Here is a 20,960-nt window from a genome sequence, read left to right as displayed (position 1 = left end):
TTGTGACACCTGCAGCCACGGAATGCTCACCGTGTGTCAGGTTAGGAGTCAGTAAAGCGGTTTGCGGACCGGGCTGAGCAGCGGCGTCGCGTCGGGCGCCACAGGCTCGGCCGGTGGGATCAGCTCCGGATGGCGTGACAGGTAGCCGTCCGGGAACGTGGTCGCCTGCTGACAGCCGCAGTGCGGGCAGATCACGCCCGCCATGGGCGGTGTCACGGGCAGGCCGCCGCGCAGCCAGATCTCCCCCGCGTTGCCGTGCTCGTCGTCGATGTGCCTGACGGTGTAGTGCTCTTCCCACACGTGCCAGCAACCCCGGCATTCGAAAGGCACTTTCCTGTGCTCTTCTTCCAATGAGGTCACCCCCCTCGCTTTCGAGTGTCCGCCTCCCTCCCGGAATATCGCAACCGGACTCACCGAACCGTGAACACAAAGGTGAAAGCGCCCGCTACCACGCTCATCGTGCCCAGCCAGGCGAAAAACGCATCAAAGCCCGCATACAGCGGCCTTCCAGCGTGCAGCGCCGCCTGCACCCGGCGAAAGCGCACCCCGGTCCGGATCAGCAGCACGCCGCCGCAGAGCGCGGCCAGCGCGAAGCCGGCGATCGCGATCGCCGGCAGGCCGTGCCTGGCCGACACCCCGGCCGCGCCGAGCCCGCCGGTGGCCAGGGCCACGGCCGTGCGCACCCAGGCCAGCCGGGTCCGCTCGCTCTGCAGGCCCCGGTCCCAGATCTCCTCGTCCGGCGTCATCGGATCAGGCGGACAGGACGATGAGGACGAGGGCGACGATCGCCACGGCCGCCACGCCGTAGCCGAAGACGGCCGCGAGCGCGGGCGGCGGCAGCGGATCCTGCTTGCGCAGGGCGCGCTGGATGTTGCGCCAGCGCGGGTAGGCCATGCCCGCCGCCAGCGCGGAGAGGGTGACGAGCACGATGGCCAGTCCGGTGCGGATCCACGGCACGAACACGTCTTCGGGCACGGCCGCCATGGCGACCCCACCCGCGCTGAGCGCCAGCGCCGTGCTCAGCCAGGTGAGGAAGGTGCGTTCGTTGGCCAAGGTGAAACGCGGGTCGGGCTCCATGGGAAAAACGGTAGTTCGTCCCCATTTCCCCTAGAGATGGCGGGATTGGGCTAACTGCAGGCCTTGGCCACCTGCTCCACGTAGGCGGCGCCCTCGGTGGTGACCTTCTGGGCCGCGTCGACGGCGTCGTTGACGTCGTTGACGGTGATGCCGGTCAGGGTCGTGGCGAGGTTGTCGGAGGCCTCCTTGAGCGTGGTGTTGGACGCGGAGTCGGCCACGTCGTTGAGCTTGGCCGCGGCGTCGTCGATGGCCTTGTCCATGGCCTTCGGGTCGTCGGTCAGCTGGGCGATCTGCGCTCCCAGGTCGGTGATGATCTTCGGCGCCTGGATGCACGCCTGGGCCTTGTCGATGGTGCTGTTGACCTCGCTGCAACCTGCGGCGGCTATGCACACGACGAAGACTGCGAGGGGCACGAACCGGCTCTTGAGGCTACGCATACTTCGACCCTACCCAAGGGTTCGGCCACGTGGCGTTATTGATCGGAGCCAGCCGGTCAGCAGCCGCCCGACCTCGTCGGGCCGCTCCTGCTGGATCCAGTGCCCGCAGCCGTCGAGCAGGTGGGAGGCGGTCAGGCCGGGCAGCGTCTCGGGGAAGGCCGCGATGGCGTCGGCCATCCAGGTCGTGCTCGGGTCGAGCCGGCCGCCGGCGAACAGCGCGGGCTGGGTGATCGGGGCCCCTTCCCAGGCGGCGAGGTCCTCCCAGTCGCGGTCCATGTTGCGGTAGCGGTTGAGCGCCCCGGTCAGGCCGGTCCGCTCGAACTCGCCCGCGTACACGTCCAGGTCGTCCTCGCTCAGCCAGGAGGGCAGCACGCCCTGCGGGAAGCGGTCACGCAGCCGGCCGCCCCGGGGGACGAACGAGGCGGGACCCGCCATCGTGTCCGCCGACAGGGCGGCGTAGAAGCCGGCCAGCCAGCCGCGTACGTCGGGCTCGATCTCCGCCTCGGCCCGCCCCGGGGCCTGGAAGTAGCTCGCGTAGAACTCCTCCTCCCCGCCCATGGCGGCGAAGGCGTCGGTGGGCCGGTACGGGCCGCGCGGCGCGTAGGGGACGCTGAGCAGGCCGACCGCGGGGAAGACGCCGGGCCGGAGCAGGGCGGTGTTCGCGGCGATGGTCGCGCCCCAGTCGTGGCCGACGATCACGGCGGACCGCTCGCCGAGGGCCCGCACGACGGCGACGTTGTCCGCGACGTGGGCCGTCATCCGGTACGCGGCCACGTCGGCGGGCTTGGAGGAGCGGCCGTACCCGCGCAGGTCGATGGCCGCCGCGCGGAACCCGGCCGCGGCCAGGGCGGGGAGTTGGTGACGCCAGGAGTACCAGGTCTCGGGAAAGCCGTGGAGGAGCAGGACCAAAGGGCCGGCGCCCTGTTCGGCGACGTGGATCCGGCCCCCTGGGACCGCGACGAGATGGTGGCGTACATCGTGTGACATGGCTGAAACTATGCGGGCGGGCAGGCCGGGAGCACGACATCCGTTGCCGTTTCGGCAATGCCAAAGAAATCCTTGACATGGCCGGGACTCGTGCTGATCTGCCTGGCCGGAGTGCCGGCCTCGGCCTGCTCGGCATCGTCCCGACCTTGTGCCTGCACGCCGGCGGGCTCGTCGCCGCCGGGCTGATGATGCTGCTGACCTGGAACGATAGGTAAACGGATATCGATTCTTTCGCGATATCGCTATTAGACATCCGCTGATCGCATCTGCTTTGCTCCTGCCCTCTGACGGACGACGACAAGGACCTGGCATGCGACACCTCCGCGCCCCTCGCCGCAACAAGGCGCTGGAAGCGACCGCCATGACGATCTCCCTCCTGGCGGGCGGAGCCCTGACGGCCGCCCCGGCCTCGGCGGCGGCACCGGCGGCCGTGACCGTCCTGTCGCCCGGCGCGCAGGCCAAGAAGGACCTGCGCGCGCTGGAGAAGTCCTTCGACGGCCGCATCGGCGCGTACGCCATCGACACCGCCACGGGCAGGACGGTCGCCTACCGCTCGGGTGAGCGGTTCCCGCTGCTGTCCACGTTCAAGGCGCCGGCCTGCGCGGCCGCGCTGCACAAGGCCCGCACCTCCGAGCCCGGCCTGATGGAGAAGGTCGTGAAGTGGACGGACGCCGACCTCAAGCCCAACTCGCCGATCACCGAGAAGCACGTCAAGGACGGCCTGACGGTCGGCAAGCTGTGCGAGGCGACCATCACCGTGAGCGACAACACCGCCGGCAACATGGTGCTCAAGCAGATCGGCGGCCCCGCCGGGCTGACCAGGTACTTCCGCACGCTCGGCGACCCGGTCTCCCGCCTGGACCGCTGGGAGACCGAGCTGAACGACTGGACCCCCAAGGAGAGGCGCGACACCACCACGCCCGCGGCCATCGCCCGCGACCTGCGTGCCCTCACCGCCGGCGACGCGCTCGACGCCAAGGACCGCAAGCAGCTCAACGCCTGGCTGATCGCGACCGAGACCGGCGACGAGCGCATCCGCGCCGGTCTGCCCAAGACCTGGACGATCGGCGACAAGACGGGCACGAACGGCGACTTCGGCGGCGGCAACGACATCGCCGTCGCCTGGCCGTCCGGCAGGTCCGGCGCCCCGATCATCCTGGCCGTCTACACCAACCGCCAGGCGGGCGTCCCCGTGGACAACAAGGTCATCGCGCGGACCGCGACGATCCTGGCCCGAGGGCTCGGCAGGCTCTGATGGCACGTCGGGGGACGAAGATCATGCGTCTGGCCGCCGCCGGGGCGGCGGCGGGCGCGCTGGTGGCCGCCGTCGCGATCCCGGCCGTGGGGGGCGCCGGGCTCGGGTTCGTGATGGCGGCCGACGAGGTCGACCTCAAGCCGGTCGACCTCACCGAGCCGCCACCGGCCGAGGTCACGATCGTGCGCGACGCCAAGGGCGGCGAGATCGCCCGCTTCTACGAGGAGTATCGCGAGGTCGTCGAGTTCGACGAGATCTCCGAGGTCATGAAGACGGCGATCGTGGCGATCGAGGACTTCCGGTTCTACGAGCACGGGGCGATCGACATCGAGGGCACGCTGCGCGCGTTCGCCACGAACCTGCAGTCGGGCCGGGTCAGCCAGGGCGGGTCGAGCATCACCCAGCAGTACGTCAAGCAGGTGCTGCTCAATTCGGCCGGCACCGAGAAGGAGCGGAACGCGGCCCTGGAGGCCAGCTACGCGCGCAAGCTCAACGAGCTGCGGTACGCGATGGGGGTCGAGAAGAAGTACAGCAAGAACCAGATCCTGGCGAAATATCTGAACATCGCCTACTTCGGCGCGAGCGCGTACGGGGTGGAGGCGGCGGCCGAGCGTTTCTTCGGGGTCAGCGCGGCCAAGCTGAACCTGACGCAGGCGGCGACGCTGGCGGGTGCCGTCCAGGATCCGAACGCCACCGACCCCAACCTGGGTAAGGAGCACCGGGCGCGGCTGCTGCAGCGGCGCAACGTGGTCCTGAACCGGATGGCCGAACTCGGCGAGATCACCCCGGCCGAGGCGGCCAAGGCGAAGGCCGCCAAACTGGGCTACAAGGGCACGCGGCTCCCCGGGGGCTGCGAGTCCAGCAAATATCCGTACTTCTGCCTGTACGTCCGCCACGAAATCCTCGGCACCCCCGACTTCGGCCGCACCGCCAAAGCGCGGCTGGCCCGGCTCAACCGCGGCGGCCTGACGATCAGGACCACGCTCGACCCGGCCATGCAGGCGGCCGCCGACCGGGCGATCAAGAAGTGGGTGCACGCCTCGGACAAGCCCGTCGCCTCCGAGGCCCTCGTCCAGCCCGGGACCGGGGCGATCAAGGCCATGGCCGCCAGCAGGCGCTACGGGAGGAGCGCGGCCAGGAACGAGATCTCGTACAACGTGGTCGCGGACGCCGCGCACGGGGGCGGGATCGGTTTCCAGGCCGGGTCCACGTTCAAGACGTTCACCCTGGTCACAGCCCTGAAGGAGGGCCTGAAGCTGGACGACGGCCTGACGGCGGGCGCGGGTTACCGGGCGCCGGCGTACGCGACGTTCAAGAACTGCAAGGGCGAGAACATCGGCGACCCCGCCCACACCGTCACCAACGACGAGGGCTCCCCCGGCTGGAAGACGCTGCGGAGCGGCACGTGGGACTCGGTGAACACGTTCTTCATGGAGCTGGAGGAACGGGTCGGGCTCTGCGACACGGTCGAGACGGCCAAGTCGCTGGGCATCCGGCGCGCGGACGGCAGGAAGCTGCAGGAGTACGAGACGTTCACGCTCGGCATCAACGAGACGGACCCGGTGACGGTGGCCGCCGCGTACGCGGCCCTGGCGGCTCACGGCGAATACTGCGCCCCGATGGCGATCACCCAGATCACCGACCATAACGGCAAGGCCGTCACCTACCGCCCGAAGTGCCGCCAGGCCGTGGACCCGGGGATCGCCGACGCCACCGCCGAGGTCCTTTCAGGGGTCTTCACCGAGGGCACGATGAGCGGGGTCGGCGGCCTGGGGCGGGACGCGGCGGGCAAGACGGGCACCACCGACGACTACGCGGCCGCCTGGTTCGCCGGCTTCACGCCTGACCTGGCGGGGGCGGTGAGCCTGGGCGATCCCCGCGGTTCCCAGGAGCACAAGCTGACGGGGGTGACGATCGGGGGCCGGTTCTACGGGTCGGTGCAGGGGGCCAGCATCCCGGGGCCGATCTGGAAGGACACGATGCTGCCGGCGCTGAGCCGCGTGGAGCCGACCCGGTTCACGGCGATCGACGCGGCCAGATTCGAGGGCTGCACCCAGTCCTGCCGCCCCGCGAAACCGGCCCAGGACGAGATCCCGGAGGAGACCGCGGACGAGATCTTGGAGTCGGAGGACGTCCTGGAGTAGGGGGCGATCGTGGTCACCAGCTCAGGACCTTCGGCCGGCCGGCCGGGAGCGGGACGCGGTCGCGTAGCACCCGTACGCCCAGCGGGACCAGGGCCACGCACAGCAGGGCGGTCACCAGCGCGTCGGGGAGGGACGCGCCCTTCAGCACGCCCATCCACGTGCCCCCGGGGATCAGCAGCAGCAGGGCGCGAGCGGTGCCGAACACGCCCGCGCGCCAGGCGGCGACGGCCAGCAGGAGCGAGCCCGCGTACTGCCCGGCCGACGCCCAGACCGGCACCCGCCACGGCCCGTACGAGATGTCGACGTACTCCTTCATCACCGCGTCCGTCGCCTGTTCCAGCCCGAGCACCTCCGTGAGCTGGAAGGCGCTCTGGTCGGCGCCGGCGAAGTACAGGCGCGCGAACAGCCCCATGACCAGCAGCGTCGCACCCCAGAAGGCGAGGCCGCCGCCGACATGCTGGGCGAGGGTGACGAAGGCGGGGAAGAGCAGCAGCGCCCCCAGCGCGAAGACCGCGTAGGAGAGGGCGAACAGGGCGGGTTCCGAGGTGTAGGCGAGAAGCTGACCGTAGGCCGCGAACGGCTGCGCGTCCTCCCACGCCCGTTGCTGAGGGGTGAGGGCGGTGATCGTGCTCAGGTGGCGCAGCAGGAATCCGGCGCACATGACGACCGGCCCCAGGACGAGCGCCGCGCCGCCGATCCAGCGGCCGGGAAAGGAGGTGTTCATGCGGGCGAGCCTGCCCCCCGCGTACGGGCGGGTCATCTGCCGTTCGTCGACCGGCGCCCCTGTCGAAAGTCAGGTGCGCCTCAGAACTCGTCGTGGCCCGTGACCTGACGGATGGAGAAGACGTGCCGGCTCGCGGCGCAGATGGTCTCGAGGACGTGGATGGGCGTGCCGTCGGTGGAGTAGCCGGCCCGGAGCACCTGGACGACCCACTCGCCCGGGTCGAGTTCCAGCGTCTCGCGCTCGAACGCGGTGGGCGGCCGGGCGGTGAGGTCCTCCTCCGCGTGGCCGAAGACGTGGCCGAGGGCGGTCAGCGCGGACTGGAGCGACGGCTGGACGAACTCCGGCTCGGCCAGTCGCGTGCCCCCGAAGAGGTCGGCGCGGAAGTAGCTGGTCGCGACGCGTACCGGAACGTCGTCGGCGGTCATCATCTTGCGGCGGGCCACGACCGGCGTGCCGGGCTCGACCCGCAGGCAGGCCGCCACCTGCTCGCCGGCCGGCTCCGGCCCGACGTACAGCATCCGCCGGCCGGCCCTGAGCCCTTGGCGCTCCGCCTCGGACAGGAAGAGCGACCGGGAGCCCCGTACGGCGGGCTCGGTCGGCAGCGTCCGCCGCACCAGCACGCGAGGGCCCCTGTCCCGGGTGGCTTCCTTCGGCGTCTTCGGGTCCATCGCTGACGTCTCCTCCTCGGTGAGCGGCACGCGGGCATGCTAGCCGTGCGGACGTACCGGTCCGGTCACCCGAAAGATGTAGCCCGATCTCCTCAACGCGCAGGAAGCCTCATGACCTGGCCCTTCACTAGATTCGCCAGTACGTTCCCCTCGGTCGAAGGAGGCATTCCCATGACCCCTGCCCGCAAGACGATCTTCACTGGCCTGGCCACCTTCGTGGTCGGAGCGGCGCTGTGGCGGTTCGGACTCGGCTTCGAGATCGTGGTGTTCACGCCCTCGAAGCTCGGCGTGGTCCTGATGGTCGTCGGCGGGCTGGAGATCCTGTACGGGATCTACAAGGCCGTACGCGGCACCGGTGCGGACCGGCGGCCTGCGGACTGACCTTCGTGCGGTGCCGATATTCGGTTGTCGGCCGTCACGCGCGTGGCCGATCATTGCGACCATGGCCACCACACGACGAGCCGACATGTTCACCGCGGACGGCAAGCCCTCTGACGACGACCCGCGTGAGCACGGTCCCTCGCTGGGCGACGAGCGCACCACGCTGGCCGAGACCCTGCGCACCGCACGCCTCACGCTGGAGATGAAGTGCGCGGGTCTCGACGCGGAGGCCATGGCGCGCCGTTCCGTCGAGCCGTCGACGATGTCGCTCCTGGGCCTGGTGCGGCATCTGGCCGAGGTGGAGCGCGCGACGTTCCGGGTGCTGATGGCGGGCCAGGACGTGCCCCGGCTGTTCACCTCCGAGACCGACCGCGACGGTGATTTCGAGGGCGCGGTTCCCGACCCTCAGGTGGTGGCGCAGGCGTGGGAGGCCTGGCGCGCGGAGGTGGACTTCTCGACGCGGTTCGTGGCCGAGGCGCCCAGCCTCGACATCACCGCCGACGACCCCTCGAACCTGCACGGCAGCGGTGGAGGGGCGATGTCGCTGCGCGAGGTGCTGCTCGGCATGATCTGGGAGTACGGCCGCCACATGGGTCACGTCGACCTGTTGCGCGAGCGGATCGACGGACGCATAGGCCAGTAATGATCATGCGGGGAGCCTCACTCAGGTCTCCCACCCTCCCCCCACCCGACAAAGCCCCTCAGAAGGCGTCAAAAAGGGCGCTAATGTGCTGGGGTGATCTCCTACCGCCCCACCACCGCAGCCGACCTCGACCATGTCACCGCCTGGACCGTGGGCGAGCCCGTCGGCTGGATCCCCGCCGACCGCTACCTCGCCGAGCTGGCCGAAGGCATGTACCGCCCGGAGTGGACCTGGATCGCCGAGGACGGTGACCGCGTGCTGGGCCGGGCACTGTGGTGGGGACCGAGGGGAGGTGCGCACCCGGTCGCGCTCGACTGCCTGGACGTGGATCCGGCCGTGGGCGACCGTGCCGCCGTCGGCGCGGCGCTGATCCGGGCGGCGCTGGCCGGATTCCCCGAGCCGGTGCAGTACGTGGTGAAGGTCGCGGGAGGGTGGCGCGAGGACCCGGCCACGGCCGCCGCGGCGGGCTGGCGGCGGGCGGCCGCGCACGCGGCGGGGCTGAGCCGGGAGGTGGAGCGGCTGCAGTTCGAGTGGGCGCCCGCGGACGGGGTGCCCGCCGCCACCGGCGCCCTGCGTTTCGCCGACGCCTCCGACGAGGAGTTCCTCACGGTGTTCCGGAGGATCGCCGAAGGCAGCCTGGACGCCCAGACCCGCGCGAACGTGGCCGCCATGGGCGCGGCGGCGACCGCCCAGGAGGAGATGGACTTCTACCTGGGGGCGCCCGGCAGGCGGGAGTGGTGGCGGCTGGCGTACACGGTGGAGAAGGGCGAGGTGGCGGGCATGGCGATCCCGTCGGCCACTCCGTACAACGTGAATGTCGGCTATCTGGGGGTGGTGCCGGAGTTCCGCGGGCGCGGGTACGTGGACGAGGTGCTCGGCGAGATCACCCGCATCCACGCGGCCAACGGCAAGCGGCGCATCACCGCCACCACCGACCTGGGCAACGCGCCCATGGCGGCGGCATTCCGCCGGGCCGGTTACCGCAACACGGAGATCCGGCTGGCCTTCTCCGACCCCGCGTAGGCCGGTCAGAGCAGGCGTCTCTGCACCACGTCGGCCATGACCGTCTCCACCATCCTGCCGACGGCTCCGGCGTCGGGCGGAGCGCTCTTCCGGTCGGCGAACAGCAGGTGCCCGGCCCCGATCAGCGTCAGCGCCAGCGTGTCCACCTCGGAGTCGGCCGCGATCCGGCCCATCTCGAGCTCGACGGTCAGATAGGACGCGATCATGGCCGCGGCCTCCGCCAGGAGGGGGACGCCGACCGGCCTGGACCGGCGCAGCCGGGCGCGGAGCTCGTCCCGGGAGATGACGAGGCCGACGATCGCCACGGCGACCGGCCCGAACACGTCCGTCACCGCGCCCGTCAGGTTGCCGGCGACGGTGCCGGTCCCGGCGGCGTCGCGCAGGGCGGCGGCCTGGGCCTCGATCCGGCCGACGCGATCCAGGACGAGCTCGGCCAGGAAGGCGTCGAAGTCGGCGAAGTGCCGGTGCAGCACACCCTTGGCGCAGCCCGCCTCCGTCGTCACCGCCCGGCTGGTCAGCGCGTCGGGCCCGTCGCGTACGAGGACGCGCTCGGCGGCGTCGAACAACTGGGCGCGTGCGTCGCGCATGGCCACCCCTGTCGGCATACCGCGCCTCTCCCCTTCCACGCTGACATCCCGATGCCCCTCATTGACGAGTGGGCACTTGCCCACTACGGTGGGCGCATGCCCACTATACCGCCGGGACCTCCGCGTCCCTCTGAGAACGAACCCCACCGCCACCGTCAGATAGCGGAGTCGTTCGGCGCCGACCCCGAGCTCTACGACCGGACCCGCCCCCACTATCCCGTCGCCATGGTGGAGGCGATCGTCACCGCCAGCCCCGGGCTCGACGTCGTCGACGTCGGGTGCGGCACCGGCATCTCCTCCCGCCAGTTCCAGGCCGCCGGCTGCCGGGTGCTCGGGGTCGAGGTCGACGCGCGGATGGCCGCGTTCGCGCGGAAGACGGGCGTGGAGGTCGAGGTGTCCGCGTTCGAAGCGTGGGACCCGGGCGGCCGCACGTTCGACGCGGTCGTGGCCGGTCAGACGTGGCACTGGGTGGACCCGGTCGCGGGCGCCACCAAGGCCGCGCAGGTGCTCAAGCCCGGCGGCCGGCTCGCGACCTTCTGGTACGTCGCCCAGCCCCCGGCCGAACTGGCGGACGCGTTCGGCGCCGTTTACCGCAGGGTGCTTCCCGAGGCGCCGATGGTCAAGTCGTCGATGTCACCCTTGGAGGGGTACTCGGTGATGTTCAGGAAGGCAGCCGACGGGATCCGGGAGGCCGGCGGGTTCGGGGAGCCGGAGGAGTGGCGGTTCGACTGGGAGCACTCGTACACGCGGGACGCCTGGCTGGAGCAGGTGCCCACGGCCGGCGGCCTCAGCCGGTTCCCGCGCGAGAAGCTGGCGGAGCTGCTGGCGGACATGGGGGCGGCCATCGACGCGGTGGGGGGCGCTTTCACGATGCGGTACGCCACGGTGGTCGTCACCGCACCCCGAACCACCTGACCCACCGCACCTGACCGGCACGCCCGAGGAGGATCGCTCGGGGCGGGTATACCGGGCGCGCCCGGTCCCCGGTGGGTGGGCGCGCCCAGGGTTCTACAGTTTGGTGAAACAGGGGCCGTCGAAGGTGTACGACTGCGCCGTCGGGCCCGTGAAGAAGTCCTTGACCGTGGTGACGCCCGTGGTCGCCTTGTCGTCGACCTTGTTGATCAAGGTTTGCCGGAAGACCGCCGCGCTGGTCGCGTCCGCGTAGTTGCCGGCCTCCGGGGGCAGCATGCCCTCGTAGTCCACCGTCTTCAGCGTCTTCACCGCCGCCAGCAGGCCCTTCCTGCTCACGTCCCCGCCGGCCACCATCTTGTCCAGGGCCGCCTTCATCGGGTACGCCCACGCCCACCCCGACGTGTAGCCGTCGTTCGGGGTGACGCCGGGCAGGGCGTCACGCATCGCCTTGTGGCCCGGGGTGTCGGCGTCCCAGGGCTTGCCGGGGGCCGACTGCTCGTACAGCGCCTTCAGGGCCGGGGCGGCCGGGGACTGCAGGAGGGCCGGGTTCCAGGTGGGTCCCGTGCCGATGAAGCGGCCCTTGTAGCCGGCGGCGGCCGTCTGGCCGACGATCGTGGCGGCGTCGGCGGGGCCGGTCGTCAGGATGACCAGGTCGGGCTTGTTCTTGGTGATCTCCGTGATGGCCCTGCCCTGCTCGGTGGCGCCCGAGGGGGTCTCGACGCTGGTGAACGTCAGGCCGCCGCGTTCGGCGGCGATCTTGGCGCCGGCCGCCGCGTCCGCGCCGTAGTCGCCGGCCAGGTGGACGGCCATGACCGACTTCGGTTCGTACGTCTCCACCGCGTAGTCCACCGAGTTCATCGCCTCGACGCAGTAGTTGGAGCCGGTCTCGATGATGACGTCCTCGAACTCCCAGGCCGAGGTCCAGGAGGCGGGGGCGGAGACGATGTCGCCGGCCTTGAGGTCGGCGATGATCGCGGCCGTGGTGGGTGAGCCGAGGGTCTGGGCCAGGCCCAGCACCTGGTCCTTGATCTCGTTGTAGACCTGCCGGTGCACCTCCGGGTTGTACTTGTTGTCCTTGACGTACTTGGTGACGTCCACCTCGTACCTGCCGCCGATGCCGCCCGCCTCGTTCACGCGGGCCCAGAACGCCTTCTGCGCGTCGGTGATGGGCACGGCCAGCGCGGCGAAGGGGCCGGAGGTGAGGTCGGAGACCGTGCCGAGGTAGATGCAGCCCTTCTTGGTGTCGACCGCGGAGGGGCAGGGTTCGGTGGTGACCCCTGGAGCCTGGGCGCCGCCCTTGCTGCCCTCGTCGTCCCCCCGGAAGACGCCGCATGCGGACAGAAGGGCCACTATGGCGATAAATCCCGCTGCATAGCGACTCTTCATCGAAGAAACCTTTCTAGTAAGAAAAAGGCCAGGACTTCCAGTAGTTGCGGACCCGGATCCACAGGCCGAACAGGCCCCGGGGCTCGAAGATGAGGAACAGCACGATGAGCAGCCCGTACAGGACCGTCTCGACCTGGAACACGTTCGGCGTCCGCGTCGTGTCCCCGCTGATGAACGGCACCAGCACCGGCAGCGACCTGGTCAGCGGCTGCAGCAGCGAGATGAACAGCGCGCCCGCGATCGCGCCCGACACGGTCGCCACGCCGCCGATCAGCACCATCGCGATGAACTGCACCGACAGCAGCAGGTTGAACGAGCCGGGCTCCACGTAACCGGAGATCGTGTACAGCAGGCCGCCCGCGCAGCCCGCGTAGAACGACGAGACGCCGAAGGCCAGCACCTTGTACCGGGTGAGCGGCACCCCGATCACCGCGGCGGCGATGTCCCGGTCGCGGATAGCGGCGAAGGCGCGGCCGATGCGCGAGCGGGCCAGGTTGCGCGCGGCCACGGCGAAGACGATGAGCAGCACCAGCATGAGCGTGTAGAGGAGCTGTTCCTTGGTGCCGAAGGGGCCGTCCTGGTCCAGGCGCACGCCGAAGAGCTGCGGGATCGCGGCCTCCCTGCCCACCCCGGGGCCGCCGGTCAGCTCCTGCCACTCCTTGAAGATGTGCTCGCCGAGGAACACCAGCCCGAGCGTGACCACGGCCAGGTAGAGCCCGCGCAGCCGGCCGGCCAGCGGCGCGACCAGCACCCCCGCCGCCGCGGCGACGAGCCCGGCCGCGGGCAGCCAGATCCACAGCTCGGCGAGGCCGAACCCGAGGTTCTCGCCGTCCACGGGACCCGACAGGGCGGCGGCCGTGTACGCCCCGATGGCCACGAAGAACGCGTGGCCGAGCGAGACCTGACCGGCGTACCCGGTGACGATGTTGAGCCCGATGGCCCCGATGGCCAGCACGTACGCCCCCGCCAGCACCTCCAGCGACCGGTCCTGCAGCAGCACGGAGAGCGCGAACGCCAGCAGCACCAGCAGCCCCGTCGAGACCCGCTTGGCCCGCGTGTCGAGCAGCGCCATGTCCTGGGCGTAGGAGGTGTAGAGCAGGGGCCGCCCCCGCACCCGCCGAGACCGGCCGGTCGGTATGTCGGGGACGGCGGAGGCCGCCGCGGCGCGCGTCTCGGTCATACGCGTTCGACCTCCCGGGTCCCGAACAGTCCGTACGGCCTGACCATCAAGACGATCAGCATCACCACGTACGGCGACACGACCGCGAAGTTCTGCCCCAGCCACGGCGCGAACTCCCCCTGGTACGACTGGAACAACGACTCCACCACGCCCACGATCAGCCCGCCCGCGACGGCCCCGCCGAGCGAGTCGAGCCCGCCCACGATGATCGCCGGCAGCGCCTTCAAGGCGATCACCCAGGTCATCTGCTCGATCCCCTGCCCGGTGCCGACGAACATGCCGGCGATCGCCGCCAGGAACCCGGCCAGGCCCCACGACAGCGCGAACACCGCCCCGACGGAGACCCCCTGGGCCAGCGCGATCTCCTGGTCGAAGGCCGCCGCCCGCATGGCCAGCCCGTAGCGGGTGTAGCGGAAGAACGCGAACAGCAGCGCCACCAGCACGGCGGTCGCCAGCAGCATGGCCAGCCAGCGCGACTGCACGACCAGCGGCCCGAGCGACACCTGCGTGAACCCCCACGGGTCCCCGACCTGGCGCACGTCCCGCCCGATGAAGCCGTTCACCACCACCCGTACGACCACGTCGATGCCGAGCGTGATGATCGCCACCACGAAGACGGGCCGCCCCACCATGGGCCGGATCGCCACCCGCTCGATCGCCAGCGCCACCCCGGCGATGAGCAGCGCGGACAGCAGCACCGCCAGGTAGAAACCGGTCACCGAAGCCAGATAGCTGACCGCCACCGCCCCGGCCAGCATGAGCGCGGGCTGCGCGAAGCTGATCACGCGCGTGGCCTTGTAGATGATCACGAAGCCGAGCGCGAGCAGCGCGTACACCGAGCCGTTGCCCAGGCCCCTGATGACGGACTCGAGCAGCCCCTTCACCGGGCGTACATCCCCTCGACCAGATCCTCGAACAGCTTGGCGATGGCCGAGCGCTTGACCTTCTGGGTCGCGGTCAGCTCGCCGTCCTCGTGGTCGAGCTCCTTGGGCAGGAACGCGAAGCGCTTCACCTGCTCCACCCGCGCGAACCGGTCGTTGACCGCCTCCACGATGCCCCGCACGAGCTCGCGTGTCTCCGGTTTCTCCGACAGGTCCCGATAGGTCGTGTACGGCAGCCCGCGCCGCCGCGCCCACTCCCCCACCGTGTCCAGCTCGATCCCGATCAGCGCCACCAGGTACGGCCGCTGGTCCCCGACGACCACGGCCTCCTTGATGTACGGGGACGCCTTGAGCGCGTTCTCGATCTCGCTGGGCGCCACGTTCTTGCCGCCGGCCGTGATGATGATGTCCTTCATCCGGTCGGTGATCCGCACGTGCGTGCCGTCGGCCCACTCGCCCACGTCGCCGGTGTGCAGCCAGCCGTCCTCGTCGAGCACGTCGGCGGTGGCGCGCGGGTTGCGCCAGTAGCCGGCGAAGTTCCCCGGATGCCTGGTCATGATCTCGCCGGTCGCCTCGTCGATCGTCAGCTCGATGCCGGGGTGCGGCTCGCCGACCGTGCCCAGGCGTACCCGGCCGGGGCGGTTGGCGGTGGCGATGGCGGTGTTCTCGCTCATGCCGTACACCTCGTGCATGGCGATGCCGATGCCCATGTAGAACTTGAGCACGTCGGGCGCGATCGGCGCGGCCCCGGAGGCGGCGTACCGCACCCGCCGCATGCCGAGCCGCTCGCGCAGCGACCGGTAACACAACACCCAGCCGATCCCGTACGCGATCCGCGTCCAGAACGTGTGCCGGCCCCCGGTGCGCACCAGCGCGTCACCGACCCGGTCGGCGGTCCGCAGCCAGAACCGGGTGAGGGCCCGCTTGACCGGTGAGGCCGACTCCAGCCGGATGTTGACCTGCGCCAGCACCTTCTCCCAGATCCGCGGCACCCCGAACAGGATCGTCGGCTGCACCTCGCGCAGGTTGGCCTGCACGGTGTCGATCGACTCGGCGAAGTTCACCTGCACCCCGGCCGCCGAGTTGAACCACACGGTGAACGCCCGCTCGGCCACGTGGCACAGCGGCAGGTACGACAGCGCGAGGTCGCGCTCGGAGGGCGGCGGGGAGGTGAAGCCGCCGCCGGTGACGAGCGTGCGCACGGCGAACTCGACGTTCCCCACGGTGAGCATCACGCCCTTGGGCGGCCCGGTGGTGCCGGAGGTGTAGATGAGGGCCATGACGTCGTCGGGCGCGGCCTCGGCCATGCGCCGCTCGACGGCCTCCGGGTGCGCGGCGCGGTGCTCGGCGCCCAGGGCGAGCAGCTCGGGCCAGGACATCAGGGCGTCGTCGTCGTAGCGGCCGCGGATGCCGCGCGGCTCCAGGTAGACGATGCGGCGCAGCTCGGGGCACTCGTCGAGGACGGCCAGCGCCTTGTCCACCTGCTCCTGGTCCTCGGCGATGAGGACCCTGGCGCCGGAGTCGGCCAGGAGGTAGGCGACCTCGGCCGGCGGGTTGGTGGGATAGAGGCCGACCGTGATGCCGCGCACCGCGACCGTGCCGAGGTCGGCGTAGAGCCATTCCGGGCGGTTCTCCGCGTGCACGGCCACCCGGTCGCCGGCCTCGACGCCGAGCGCGAGCAGCGCGTGGGCGACCAGCTCCACCTGCGTCCAGTACCCCGCCCAGGTGACCTCCCGCCAGATGCCGAGGTCCTTGTGCCGCATGGCGACGGCCCCGGGCGCGCCCCTGGCGCGGTCGCGCACCCGCGTGACGATGGTGGCGGTCCTCAGTCCCTCGGTCCGCACGCTCATGCCGTCCCTCCCAGGTACGCCTCGATCACCGCGGGGTCGCGCTGCACCTCGGCCGGGCTGCCGAGCGCGACCGGGCGGCCGAAGTCCAGCACGAGCACGCGGTCGGCCAGGTCCATGACCAGCGCCATGTCGTGGTCCACCAGCACGACCGGGATGCCCAGCTCGTCGCGGATGTCCAGCACGAATCTGGCCATGTCCTCGGTCTCCTCCAGGTTCATGCCGGCCACGGGCTCGTCCAGCAGGAGCAGCCGGGGCTCCATGGCCAGCGCCCGGCCCAGCTCGACCCGCTTCTGGACCCCGTACGGGAGCAGCCGCACGGGGTGCCGCCGCCAGGCCTCGAGCTCCAGGAAGTCGATGATGTCCTCGACCTTGGCGCGGGCGGCCAGTTCGGCCCGCCTGGCGCGGCCGTACCAGAGGAGGGCCGGCAGCGCGCCGTAGCGGAAGTGGTGGTGGCGGCCGAGCATGAGGTTGTCCAGGACGGTCAGGTTGTGGAACAGCTCCACGTTCTGGAACGTCCTGGCCAGGCCCATGGCGGCGATCTCGTGCGGGCGCCTGGCCAGCAGGTCGGCGCCGAGGAACGTGACCCGGCCGCTCTGGGGCCGGTAGACGCCGGACAGCACGTTGAAGATCGAGGTCTTGCCGGCGCCGTTCGGCCCGATGATGGCCAGCAGCTCGGCCTGGCGCACCTCGAACGAGACCCCGTCGATGGCCTTGACACCGGCGAAGCTCAGGTGCACGTCCTCGAACGTCAGGAGAGCCATCGTTTTCTCCGCTTGTAGTGCTTGACCTCGCGGAACGAGCGGACGGCCCCCAGGTAGAACTCCTTGATGTCCTCGTCGGCGAGCAGCTCCCGCGACGGCTTGTCCATGACGATCTTGCCGGTCTCCATCACGTAGCCGTGCGAGGCGATGGACAGGGCCATCGTGGCGTTCTGCTCGACCAGCAGGACCGTGGTGCCCTGGCGGTTGATCTCGACGATGAGGTCGCGTACCTGCCCGACCAGCGACGGCGCCAGGCCCAGGCTGGGCTCGTCGAGCAGCAGGTATTTCGGGCCCGCCATGAGCGCGCGGCCCACGGCCAGCATCTGCTGCTCACCGCCCGACAGGTAGCCGGACACGCTCTTGCGACGCTCGCTCAGCAGGGGGAACAGGCCGTAGACGCGGTCCAGGTGCGAGGTGCCGGCCGTGTGGCCGCCGACCTTGAGGTTCTCCTCGACGGTCAGCTCGGCCAGGATGCGGCGGCCCTCCATCACCTGGCTCAGGCCGCGCCGGACGATCTGGGCGGGTTTGAGATGGTGGATGGGCTCGCCCTCCAGCGTGACGCCGCCCTTGGTGATCTCGCCGTCGTGCACGTCGAGCAGCCCGGACAGCGCCCGCAGCAGGGTGGTCTTGCCGGCGCCGTTCGCGCCGAGCAGGGCCACGATGGAGCCGGGCGGTACGCTGAGGCTCACCCCGCGCAGCACCAGCATCACGTCGTCGTAGACGACCTCGAGGTTACGGACCTCAAGCACGCACGGCTCCCGGGCATTGTGTGGCCTATGTCACTCCCCGATGACCACAATGTCCACGCTTGCCCGGCCACCGACAAGAGGCCCTGCCGAAATTCGGACGGCACACTGGTCTTAGGATTTCTCGTATGGCAATTTGTGAGCATCTTTCCCAGGCCGGCGACGCTCCCGCGCAGACGCCGGCCGGCTGCGAGGAGTGCATCGCCACGAACGGCCGGTGGGTGCACCTGCGCCGCTGCCTGGAGTGCGGCCACATCGGCTGCTGCGACTCCTCGCCGGCCAAGCACGCCACCGCGCACTTCCACAGCACGACCCATCCGGTCGTCCAGTCGTTCGAGCCCGGCGAGGACTGGCGCTGGTGCTTCGTGGACAGCCAGATGGGCTAACGCTCCAGGATCGCCTCTTCGAAGTCGAGCTGGGACATCACCTCGCGCAGCACCTCGTCGTCGAGGCGGCGCTCGTCGCGCAGGCGGACGAAGACCTGTCGTTCGGCCTGCAGCATGTCGCGGCGCAGCCGCCGGTAGAGCGAGCTGGGCGTCTCGGAGCCGCCGTGGCCGGTGCCGCCGCCCAGGCGTTCCCAGGCGCTCAGCGAGCGGCGCCAGGACTTCTCCCTGAGCTGGTCGATGACCTGCTTCTGGATCTCGTCGGGCTCGCCGTCCTGCTCGGCGACCAGCCGTTCGAGCTCGGCCAGGCCCGCCTCGAGCGCCGCCTGCTGGGCGGCCGCCTCGGCCAGGCGGTCTTCGTACTGCTCCTGCTCGCTCGACACGCGCAACCGCCTGATCAGGGCGGAGAACGTGGTGCCCTGGATGAGCAGGGTGCCGATGACGGTCGTGAACGTCAGGAACAGCAGCATCGCCCGCTCCCGCTCGGGCACCGTCGGCGGAATGGCGAACGCGGCCGCCAGCGACACCACACCGCGCATGCCGGCCCAGCCGAGTATCACCGTCTGCTGCACCGTCGGCGCGACGCCGCCCCTGGTCACCAGCCTGGTCAGGAACGTGACCACGAACACCCACACGAACCTGCTGACGATCGTCACCGCCAGCACCGCGGCCGCGTAGCCGGCGACCTCCCAGGCGCCGTAGCCGGCCATGCCCTCGATCACGGTGACGAGCTGCAGCCCGATCAGCGCGAACACGATCGCCTCGAGGAAGAAGTCGGTGACCTTCCACACCGCGTCGGACACCAGCCGCGTGCCGAACCCCCGCAGGTGCATGCGATTGCCGAGGTAGAGGCCGACGATCACGACCGCGATGACGCCCGAGGCGTGCACGGACTCCGCCGCGAGGTAGGCGGTGAACGGGATCAGCAGCATCAGCGTGTTCTCGACCAGCGAGTCGCGGGTGCGCTCGAACAGCCACGCGAACGCGAACGCCAGCGCCAGCCCGATGGCCACCCCGCCCGCGGCGGCGAACACGAACTCGCCCAGCCCCTGCCACAGGCTGACGGCCCCGCCCACGGCCGCCCCGATGGCCACCCGGTAGAGGGTCAGCGCGGTCGCGTCGTTGAACAGGCTCTCGCCGATGAGGATCGTCAGCGCCCGGCGCGGCAGGCCCAGCCGGCGGCCGACCGCGACGGCGGCCACCGCGTCGGGCGGGGCGATGATGGCGCCCAGCGCGAACGCCAGCGCCAGCGGCAGATCCGGCAGCAGCAGATGCACCACGAACCCGACGACGGCCGTGGTGAACAGCACCAGCCCGATCGACAGCAGGCCCACCGCCCGCTTGACGTCACGCAGGCGCAGGTAGGAGCTGTCGAGCGCGGCCGAGTAGAGCAGCGGCGGCAGGAACACGAACAGCACCAGCTCCGGCTGCAGCGGCACCGGCGGCACCAGCGGCGAGACCAGCAGCCCGGCCGCCACCAGCAACAGCGGGGCCGGCCAGCCCTTGCGCCGCGCCACGGCCGCCACGGCGATCGCGCCACCGGCGACCAGCAGCAGTTGCAGGCCCATGGTCGGGTTCACCGGCGCTCCTCCCGCTCCCCGGCCTGATCGGCTCGGCCGGATCGATCAGTTCGATCGTCCCGCCGTGAGCGTACCCGCCGCGCCGGAGCCTGCCCTCACCACTCCCTGCGATCGCTTCTTTCGTGGTAGTCCGGCTGCTCAGGACGCAGGCGCTCGCCCGTGGAGAACATGGGGTCCCCGGCCGCGTAGGGCTGCTGGGGCTGCTGCTGGTACTGCTCCTGCCGGCCGAGGGCCATCAGCGGGTCGACCGGGTTGGGCGGCGGGGTCTGGTAGGGGCCGTAGTCGTCCACGGCGGACTGCGGCTGCCGCCGCTGGGGCATCGACCGGGGCCGACCGGCGCCCGGGATGCCGTGCATGGGCGTGCCCAGGCCCGCGCCGGTCTGCTCGGCCGGCGGCTGCTCGTACTGCGGCTGGTCGTAGTGGGGCTGCTCGTACTGGGCCTGGTACTGGGGCTGAGGCTGCTGGTAGGCGTCGGGGCGCCTGCCGCCGTACGGGTCGGACGGGTACGGGTCGGCCTGGTACAGGTCGGGCCGTTGTTGTTGCTGTTGCTGTTGCTGCTGCTGGTACGGGTCGGCCGCCTGCGAGGGGAAGCCCAGCGGGTCGGTGCTCAGCGGCGCCGGGCGGCGCTGGTCTCCGGGCATCTGGTAGGCCGACGCGCTGTCGACGTACTGCGGGCCCGTGAAGGGGTCGGCCTGGGGCTGCACGTAGTGAGGGCCGCTGAGCGGGTCGCCGGTGTACTGGGGACCGCTGAAGGGGTCGCCCGTGTACGGCTGCTGCGGGGCGGTCGTCTCGACGTACTGCGGGCCCGTGAAGGGGCTCCGCTGCTCCCCGTACGCGGGGGTGGCGTCTCTGGGCCCCGTGGTCTCGCCGTAGGAGGCCACGAGCTTGTCCTGGGGCGGCGCGCCCCTTGCCACGAGGACGTCGTTGGGCGACAGGGCGGCCGTGGGCCGCTCGTCGAGCTGGGGCTGCGGCTGCGACTGTGGTTGCGGAGCGTATTGGGCCGGCCGCTGGTAGGTCCCGGTGCCGGGGATGACCTCGGTCCCGGGATCGTGCGCGGGCACGGCGGGCTGCTCGCCCGTGGCCTCCGCGAAACCCTCGTCGAGGGTGTCGAGCAGCCTGCCGACGTCCTCCATCGGCATGCGGAAGCTCGCTGTGCACATCTCGCCGCGCCACAGGCTGAGGACCAGCGTGCCCTCATGCCACGTGACCCGGAGGCAGCGCTCCTGACCTCGTGCATCGAAGAAGACTTCGCCGAACGACGGCAACGGGACAACTTCCGACATGGCAGACATACTGCTTTAACCAGCCTTTATTCGTCCACTCAACCCCGGAAAACCCTAGGGAACCGACCATCT

Annotated in this window: 24 protein-coding genes; 8 read left to right on the top strand and 16 right to left on the bottom strand. The window is 70.8% G+C overall.

The genetic code is table 11. The features are described from left to right. Positions 1-48: 48 nt before the first annotated feature. The 5 genes from AB0I15_RS45490 to AB0I15_RS45470 form a co-directional block, all read right to left on the bottom strand. A complete protein-coding gene (locus tag AB0I15_RS45490; RefSeq protein ID WP_358111078.1) occupies positions 49-300 on the bottom strand; it encodes a hypothetical protein in 252 nt (83 codons plus the stop codon). Between the two features lie 110 nt (positions 301-410). Then, the gene (locus AB0I15_RS45485; protein ID WP_358111075.1) at positions 411-746 is read right to left on the bottom strand and encodes a DUF202 domain-containing protein; all 336 of its coding nucleotides are present in this window, start codon (positions 744-746) and stop codon (positions 411-413) included. 4 nt (positions 747-750) lie between these two features. Next, positions 751-1,077, bottom strand: a complete 327-nt coding sequence (locus AB0I15_RS45480) for a DUF202 domain-containing protein (protein WP_358111072.1) — start codon at positions 1,075-1,077, stop codon at positions 751-753. Positions 1,078-1,127: 50 nt separating this feature from the next. Beyond that, positions 1,128-1,514 (bottom strand): hypothetical protein, encoded by a 387-nt coding sequence (locus tag AB0I15_RS45475; protein WP_358111070.1) that lies wholly within the window; start codon positions 1,512-1,514, stop codon positions 1,128-1,130. A gap of 9 nt (positions 1,515-1,523) precedes the next feature. Beyond that, the gene (locus tag AB0I15_RS45470) at positions 1,524-2,501 is read right to left on the bottom strand and encodes an alpha/beta hydrolase (protein ID WP_358111067.1); all 978 of its coding nucleotides are present in this window, start codon (positions 2,499-2,501) and stop codon (positions 1,524-1,526) included. Here AB0I15_RS45470 and AB0I15_RS45465 point away from each other — a divergent pair. From AB0I15_RS45465 to AB0I15_RS45455, 3 genes are all read left to right on the top strand, one after another. After that, the gene (locus AB0I15_RS45465) at positions 2,495-2,716 is read left to right on the top strand and encodes a hypothetical protein (RefSeq protein WP_358111065.1); all 222 of its coding nucleotides are present in this window, start codon (positions 2,495-2,497) and stop codon (positions 2,714-2,716) included. The two genes, AB0I15_RS45470 and AB0I15_RS45465, sit on opposite strands and share 7 nt — an antisense overlap. 95 nt (positions 2,717-2,811) lie before the next feature. Beyond that, positions 2,812-3,756: a class A beta-lactamase gene (gene bla / locus AB0I15_RS45460; RefSeq protein WP_358111062.1), complete on the top strand. Its 945-nt coding sequence runs from the start codon at positions 2,812-2,814 to the stop codon at positions 3,754-3,756. 23 nt (positions 3,757-3,779) lie between these two features. Then, positions 3,780-5,900 (top strand): transglycosylase domain-containing protein, encoded by a 2,121-nt coding sequence (locus AB0I15_RS45455; RefSeq protein ID WP_358111059.1) that lies wholly within the window; start codon positions 3,780-3,782, stop codon positions 5,898-5,900. 13 nt (positions 5,901-5,913) lie between these two features. Here the strand turns inward: AB0I15_RS45455 and AB0I15_RS45450 are convergent, their stop codons facing one another. Together AB0I15_RS45450 and AB0I15_RS45445 are read right to left on the bottom strand one after the other, a co-directional pair. Next, positions 5,914-6,660: a hypothetical protein gene (locus tag AB0I15_RS45450; protein ID WP_358111056.1), complete on the bottom strand. Its 747-nt coding sequence runs from the start codon at positions 6,658-6,660 to the stop codon at positions 5,914-5,916. A 44-nt stretch (positions 6,661-6,704) separates the two neighbouring features. Further along, positions 6,705-7,322, bottom strand: a complete 618-nt coding sequence (locus AB0I15_RS45445) for a UTRA domain-containing protein (protein ID WP_358111053.1) — start codon at positions 7,320-7,322, stop codon at positions 6,705-6,707. Between the two features lie 141 nt (positions 7,323-7,463). Here AB0I15_RS45445 and AB0I15_RS45440 point away from each other — a divergent pair, with 141 nt between their 5' ends. The 3 genes from AB0I15_RS45440 (at position 7,464) to AB0I15_RS45430 (ending at position 9,339) form a co-directional block, all read left to right on the top strand. Continuing rightward, complete coding sequence (locus AB0I15_RS45440; protein ID WP_358111051.1) at positions 7,464-7,673, top strand: DUF5708 family protein; 210 nt, start codon at positions 7,464-7,466, stop codon at positions 7,671-7,673. 61 nt (positions 7,674-7,734) lie between these two features. After that, positions 7,735-8,316 carry a DinB family protein gene (locus AB0I15_RS45435; RefSeq protein ID WP_358111048.1) on the top strand — a complete coding sequence of 194 codons (582 nt, stop codon included), beginning with the start codon at positions 7,735-7,737 and terminating at the stop codon, positions 8,314-8,316. A 93-nt stretch (positions 8,317-8,409) separates the two neighbouring features. After that, positions 8,410-9,339, top strand: a complete 930-nt coding sequence (locus tag AB0I15_RS45430) for a GNAT family N-acetyltransferase (RefSeq protein ID WP_358111045.1) — start codon at positions 8,410-8,412, stop codon at positions 9,337-9,339. A gap of 5 nt (positions 9,340-9,344) precedes the next feature. Here AB0I15_RS45430 and AB0I15_RS45425 read toward each other — a convergent pair whose 3' ends face one another. After that, positions 9,345-9,944 carry a TetR/AcrR family transcriptional regulator gene (locus AB0I15_RS45425; RefSeq protein WP_358111042.1) on the bottom strand — a complete coding sequence of 200 codons (600 nt, stop codon included), beginning with the start codon at positions 9,942-9,944 and terminating at the stop codon, positions 9,345-9,347. Positions 9,945-10,022: 78 nt separating this feature from the next. Between AB0I15_RS45425 and AB0I15_RS45420 the strand changes: the two genes are divergently transcribed. Then, complete coding sequence (locus tag AB0I15_RS45420) at positions 10,023-10,841, top strand: class I SAM-dependent methyltransferase (protein WP_358111039.1); 819 nt, start codon at positions 10,023-10,025, stop codon at positions 10,839-10,841. A gap of 93 nt (positions 10,842-10,934) precedes the next feature. On the opposite strand, the gene AB0I15_RS45415 is transcribed toward AB0I15_RS45420, so the two are convergent. Genes AB0I15_RS45415 through AB0I15_RS45390 form a run of 6 tightly spaced genes read right to left on the bottom strand, consistent with a single transcriptional unit; the run spans position 10,935 to position 17,603 of the window. Next, positions 10,935-12,224, bottom strand: a complete 1,290-nt coding sequence (locus AB0I15_RS45415; protein ID WP_358111036.1) for an ABC transporter substrate-binding protein — start codon at positions 12,222-12,224, stop codon at positions 10,935-10,937. 13 nt (positions 12,225-12,237) lie between these two features. Further along, entirely contained in the window at positions 12,238-13,404 is a 1,167-nt protein-coding gene (locus tag AB0I15_RS45410) for a branched-chain amino acid ABC transporter permease (RefSeq protein WP_358111033.1), read from the bottom strand. Continuing rightward, a complete protein-coding gene (locus AB0I15_RS45405) occupies positions 13,401-14,288 on the bottom strand; it encodes a branched-chain amino acid ABC transporter permease (RefSeq protein ID WP_358111030.1) in 888 nt (295 codons plus the stop codon). The genes AB0I15_RS45410 and AB0I15_RS45405 overlap by 4 nt, the downstream gene beginning before the upstream one ends. Beyond that, positions 14,285-16,135: an AMP-binding protein gene (locus tag AB0I15_RS45400; protein ID WP_358111027.1), complete on the bottom strand. Its 1,851-nt coding sequence runs from the start codon at positions 16,133-16,135 to the stop codon at positions 14,285-14,287. The genes AB0I15_RS45405 and AB0I15_RS45400 overlap by 4 nt, the downstream gene beginning before the upstream one ends. After that, a complete protein-coding gene (locus AB0I15_RS45395; RefSeq protein WP_358111024.1) occupies positions 16,132-16,896 on the bottom strand; it encodes an ABC transporter ATP-binding protein in 765 nt (254 codons plus the stop codon). The genes AB0I15_RS45400 and AB0I15_RS45395 overlap by 4 nt, the downstream gene beginning before the upstream one ends. Further along, the gene (locus AB0I15_RS45390; protein ID WP_358111124.1) at positions 16,884-17,603 is read right to left on the bottom strand and encodes an ABC transporter ATP-binding protein; all 720 of its coding nucleotides are present in this window, start codon (positions 17,601-17,603) and stop codon (positions 16,884-16,886) included. The genes AB0I15_RS45395 and AB0I15_RS45390 overlap by 13 nt, the downstream gene beginning before the upstream one ends. Positions 17,604-17,770: 167 nt before the next feature. Here AB0I15_RS45390 and AB0I15_RS45385 point away from each other — a divergent pair, with 167 nt between their 5' ends. Then, positions 17,771-18,028 carry a UBP-type zinc finger domain-containing protein gene (locus AB0I15_RS45385; protein WP_358111021.1) on the top strand — a complete coding sequence of 86 codons (258 nt, stop codon included), beginning with the start codon at positions 17,771-17,773 and terminating at the stop codon, positions 18,026-18,028. Here the strand turns inward: AB0I15_RS45385 and AB0I15_RS45380 are convergent. Beyond that, on the bottom strand, positions 18,025-19,605 hold the full coding sequence (locus tag AB0I15_RS45380) for a Na+/H+ antiporter (protein ID WP_358111018.1): 1,581 nt from the start codon (positions 19,603-19,605) through the stop codon (positions 18,025-18,027). The genes AB0I15_RS45385 and AB0I15_RS45380 overlap by 4 nt on opposite strands. Before the next feature lie 95 nt (positions 19,606-19,700). After that, positions 19,701-20,888, bottom strand: a complete 1,188-nt coding sequence (locus AB0I15_RS45375; protein ID WP_358111015.1) for a hypothetical protein — start codon at positions 20,886-20,888, stop codon at positions 19,701-19,703. Positions 20,889-20,960 lie beyond the last annotated feature (72 nt).

The sequence above is a fragment of the Nonomuraea sp. NPDC050643 genome, assembly GCF_040654715.1.
Classification (GTDB): domain Bacteria; phylum Actinomycetota; class Actinomycetes; order Streptosporangiales; family Streptosporangiaceae; genus Nonomuraea.
The sequence above is the reverse complement of the archived record's forward strand: the minus strand, read 5'-3'. Positions and strand labels throughout refer to the sequence as shown.

Excerpts from the sequence above, each read along its gene's own strand:
- bla (WP_358111062.1), top strand. The coding sequence starts at position 2,812 with ATGCGACACCTCCGCGCCCCTCGCCGCAACAAGGCGCTGGAAGCGACC.
- AB0I15_RS45395 (WP_358111024.1), bottom strand. The coding sequence starts at position 16,896 with ATGGCTCTCCTGACGTTCGAGGACGTGCACCTGAGCTTCGCCGGTGTC.
- AB0I15_RS45485 (WP_358111075.1), bottom strand. The coding sequence starts at position 746 with ATGACGCCGGACGAGGAGATCTGGGACCGGGGCCTGCAGAGCGAGCGG.
- AB0I15_RS45415 (WP_358111036.1), bottom strand. The coding sequence starts at position 12,224 with ATGAAGAGTCGCTATGCAGCGGGATTTATCGCCATAGTGGCCCTTCTG.
- AB0I15_RS45400 (WP_358111027.1), bottom strand. The coding sequence starts at position 16,135 with ATGAGCGTGCGGACCGAGGGACTGAGGACCGCCACCATCGTCACGCGG.
- AB0I15_RS45440 (WP_358111051.1), top strand. The coding sequence starts at position 7,464 with ATGACCCCTGCCCGCAAGACGATCTTCACTGGCCTGGCCACCTTCGTG.
- AB0I15_RS45375 (WP_358111015.1), bottom strand. The coding sequence starts at position 20,888 with ATGTCGGAAGTTGTCCCGTTGCCGTCGTTCGGCGAAGTCTTCTTCGAT.
- AB0I15_RS45480 (WP_358111072.1), bottom strand. The coding sequence starts at position 1,077 with ATGGAGCCCGACCCGCGTTTCACCTTGGCCAACGAACGCACCTTCCTC.
- AB0I15_RS45425 (WP_358111042.1), bottom strand. The coding sequence starts at position 9,944 with ATGCCGACAGGGGTGGCCATGCGCGACGCACGCGCCCAGTTGTTCGAC.
- AB0I15_RS45455 (WP_358111059.1), top strand. The coding sequence starts at position 3,780 with ATGCGTCTGGCCGCCGCCGGGGCGGCGGCGGGCGCGCTGGTGGCCGCC.
- AB0I15_RS45385 (WP_358111021.1), top strand. The coding sequence starts at position 17,771 with ATGGCAATTTGTGAGCATCTTTCCCAGGCCGGCGACGCTCCCGCGCAG.
- AB0I15_RS45420 (WP_358111039.1), top strand. The coding sequence starts at position 10,023 with ATGCCCACTATACCGCCGGGACCTCCGCGTCCCTCTGAGAACGAACCC.
- AB0I15_RS45475 (WP_358111070.1), bottom strand. The coding sequence starts at position 1,514 with ATGCGTAGCCTCAAGAGCCGGTTCGTGCCCCTCGCAGTCTTCGTCGTG.
- AB0I15_RS45450 (WP_358111056.1), bottom strand. The coding sequence starts at position 6,660 with ATGACCCGCCCGTACGCGGGGGGCAGGCTCGCCCGCATGAACACCTCC.
- AB0I15_RS45470 (WP_358111067.1), bottom strand. The coding sequence starts at position 2,501 with ATGTCACACGATGTACGCCACCATCTCGTCGCGGTCCCAGGGGGCCGG.
- AB0I15_RS45410 (WP_358111033.1), bottom strand. The coding sequence starts at position 13,404 with ATGACCGAGACGCGCGCCGCGGCGGCCTCCGCCGTCCCCGACATACCG.
- AB0I15_RS45435 (WP_358111048.1), top strand. The coding sequence starts at position 7,735 with ATGGCCACCACACGACGAGCCGACATGTTCACCGCGGACGGCAAGCCC.
- AB0I15_RS45390 (WP_358111124.1), bottom strand. The coding sequence starts at position 17,603 with ATGCTGGTGCTGCGCGGGGTGAGCCTCAGCGTACCGCCCGGCTCCATC.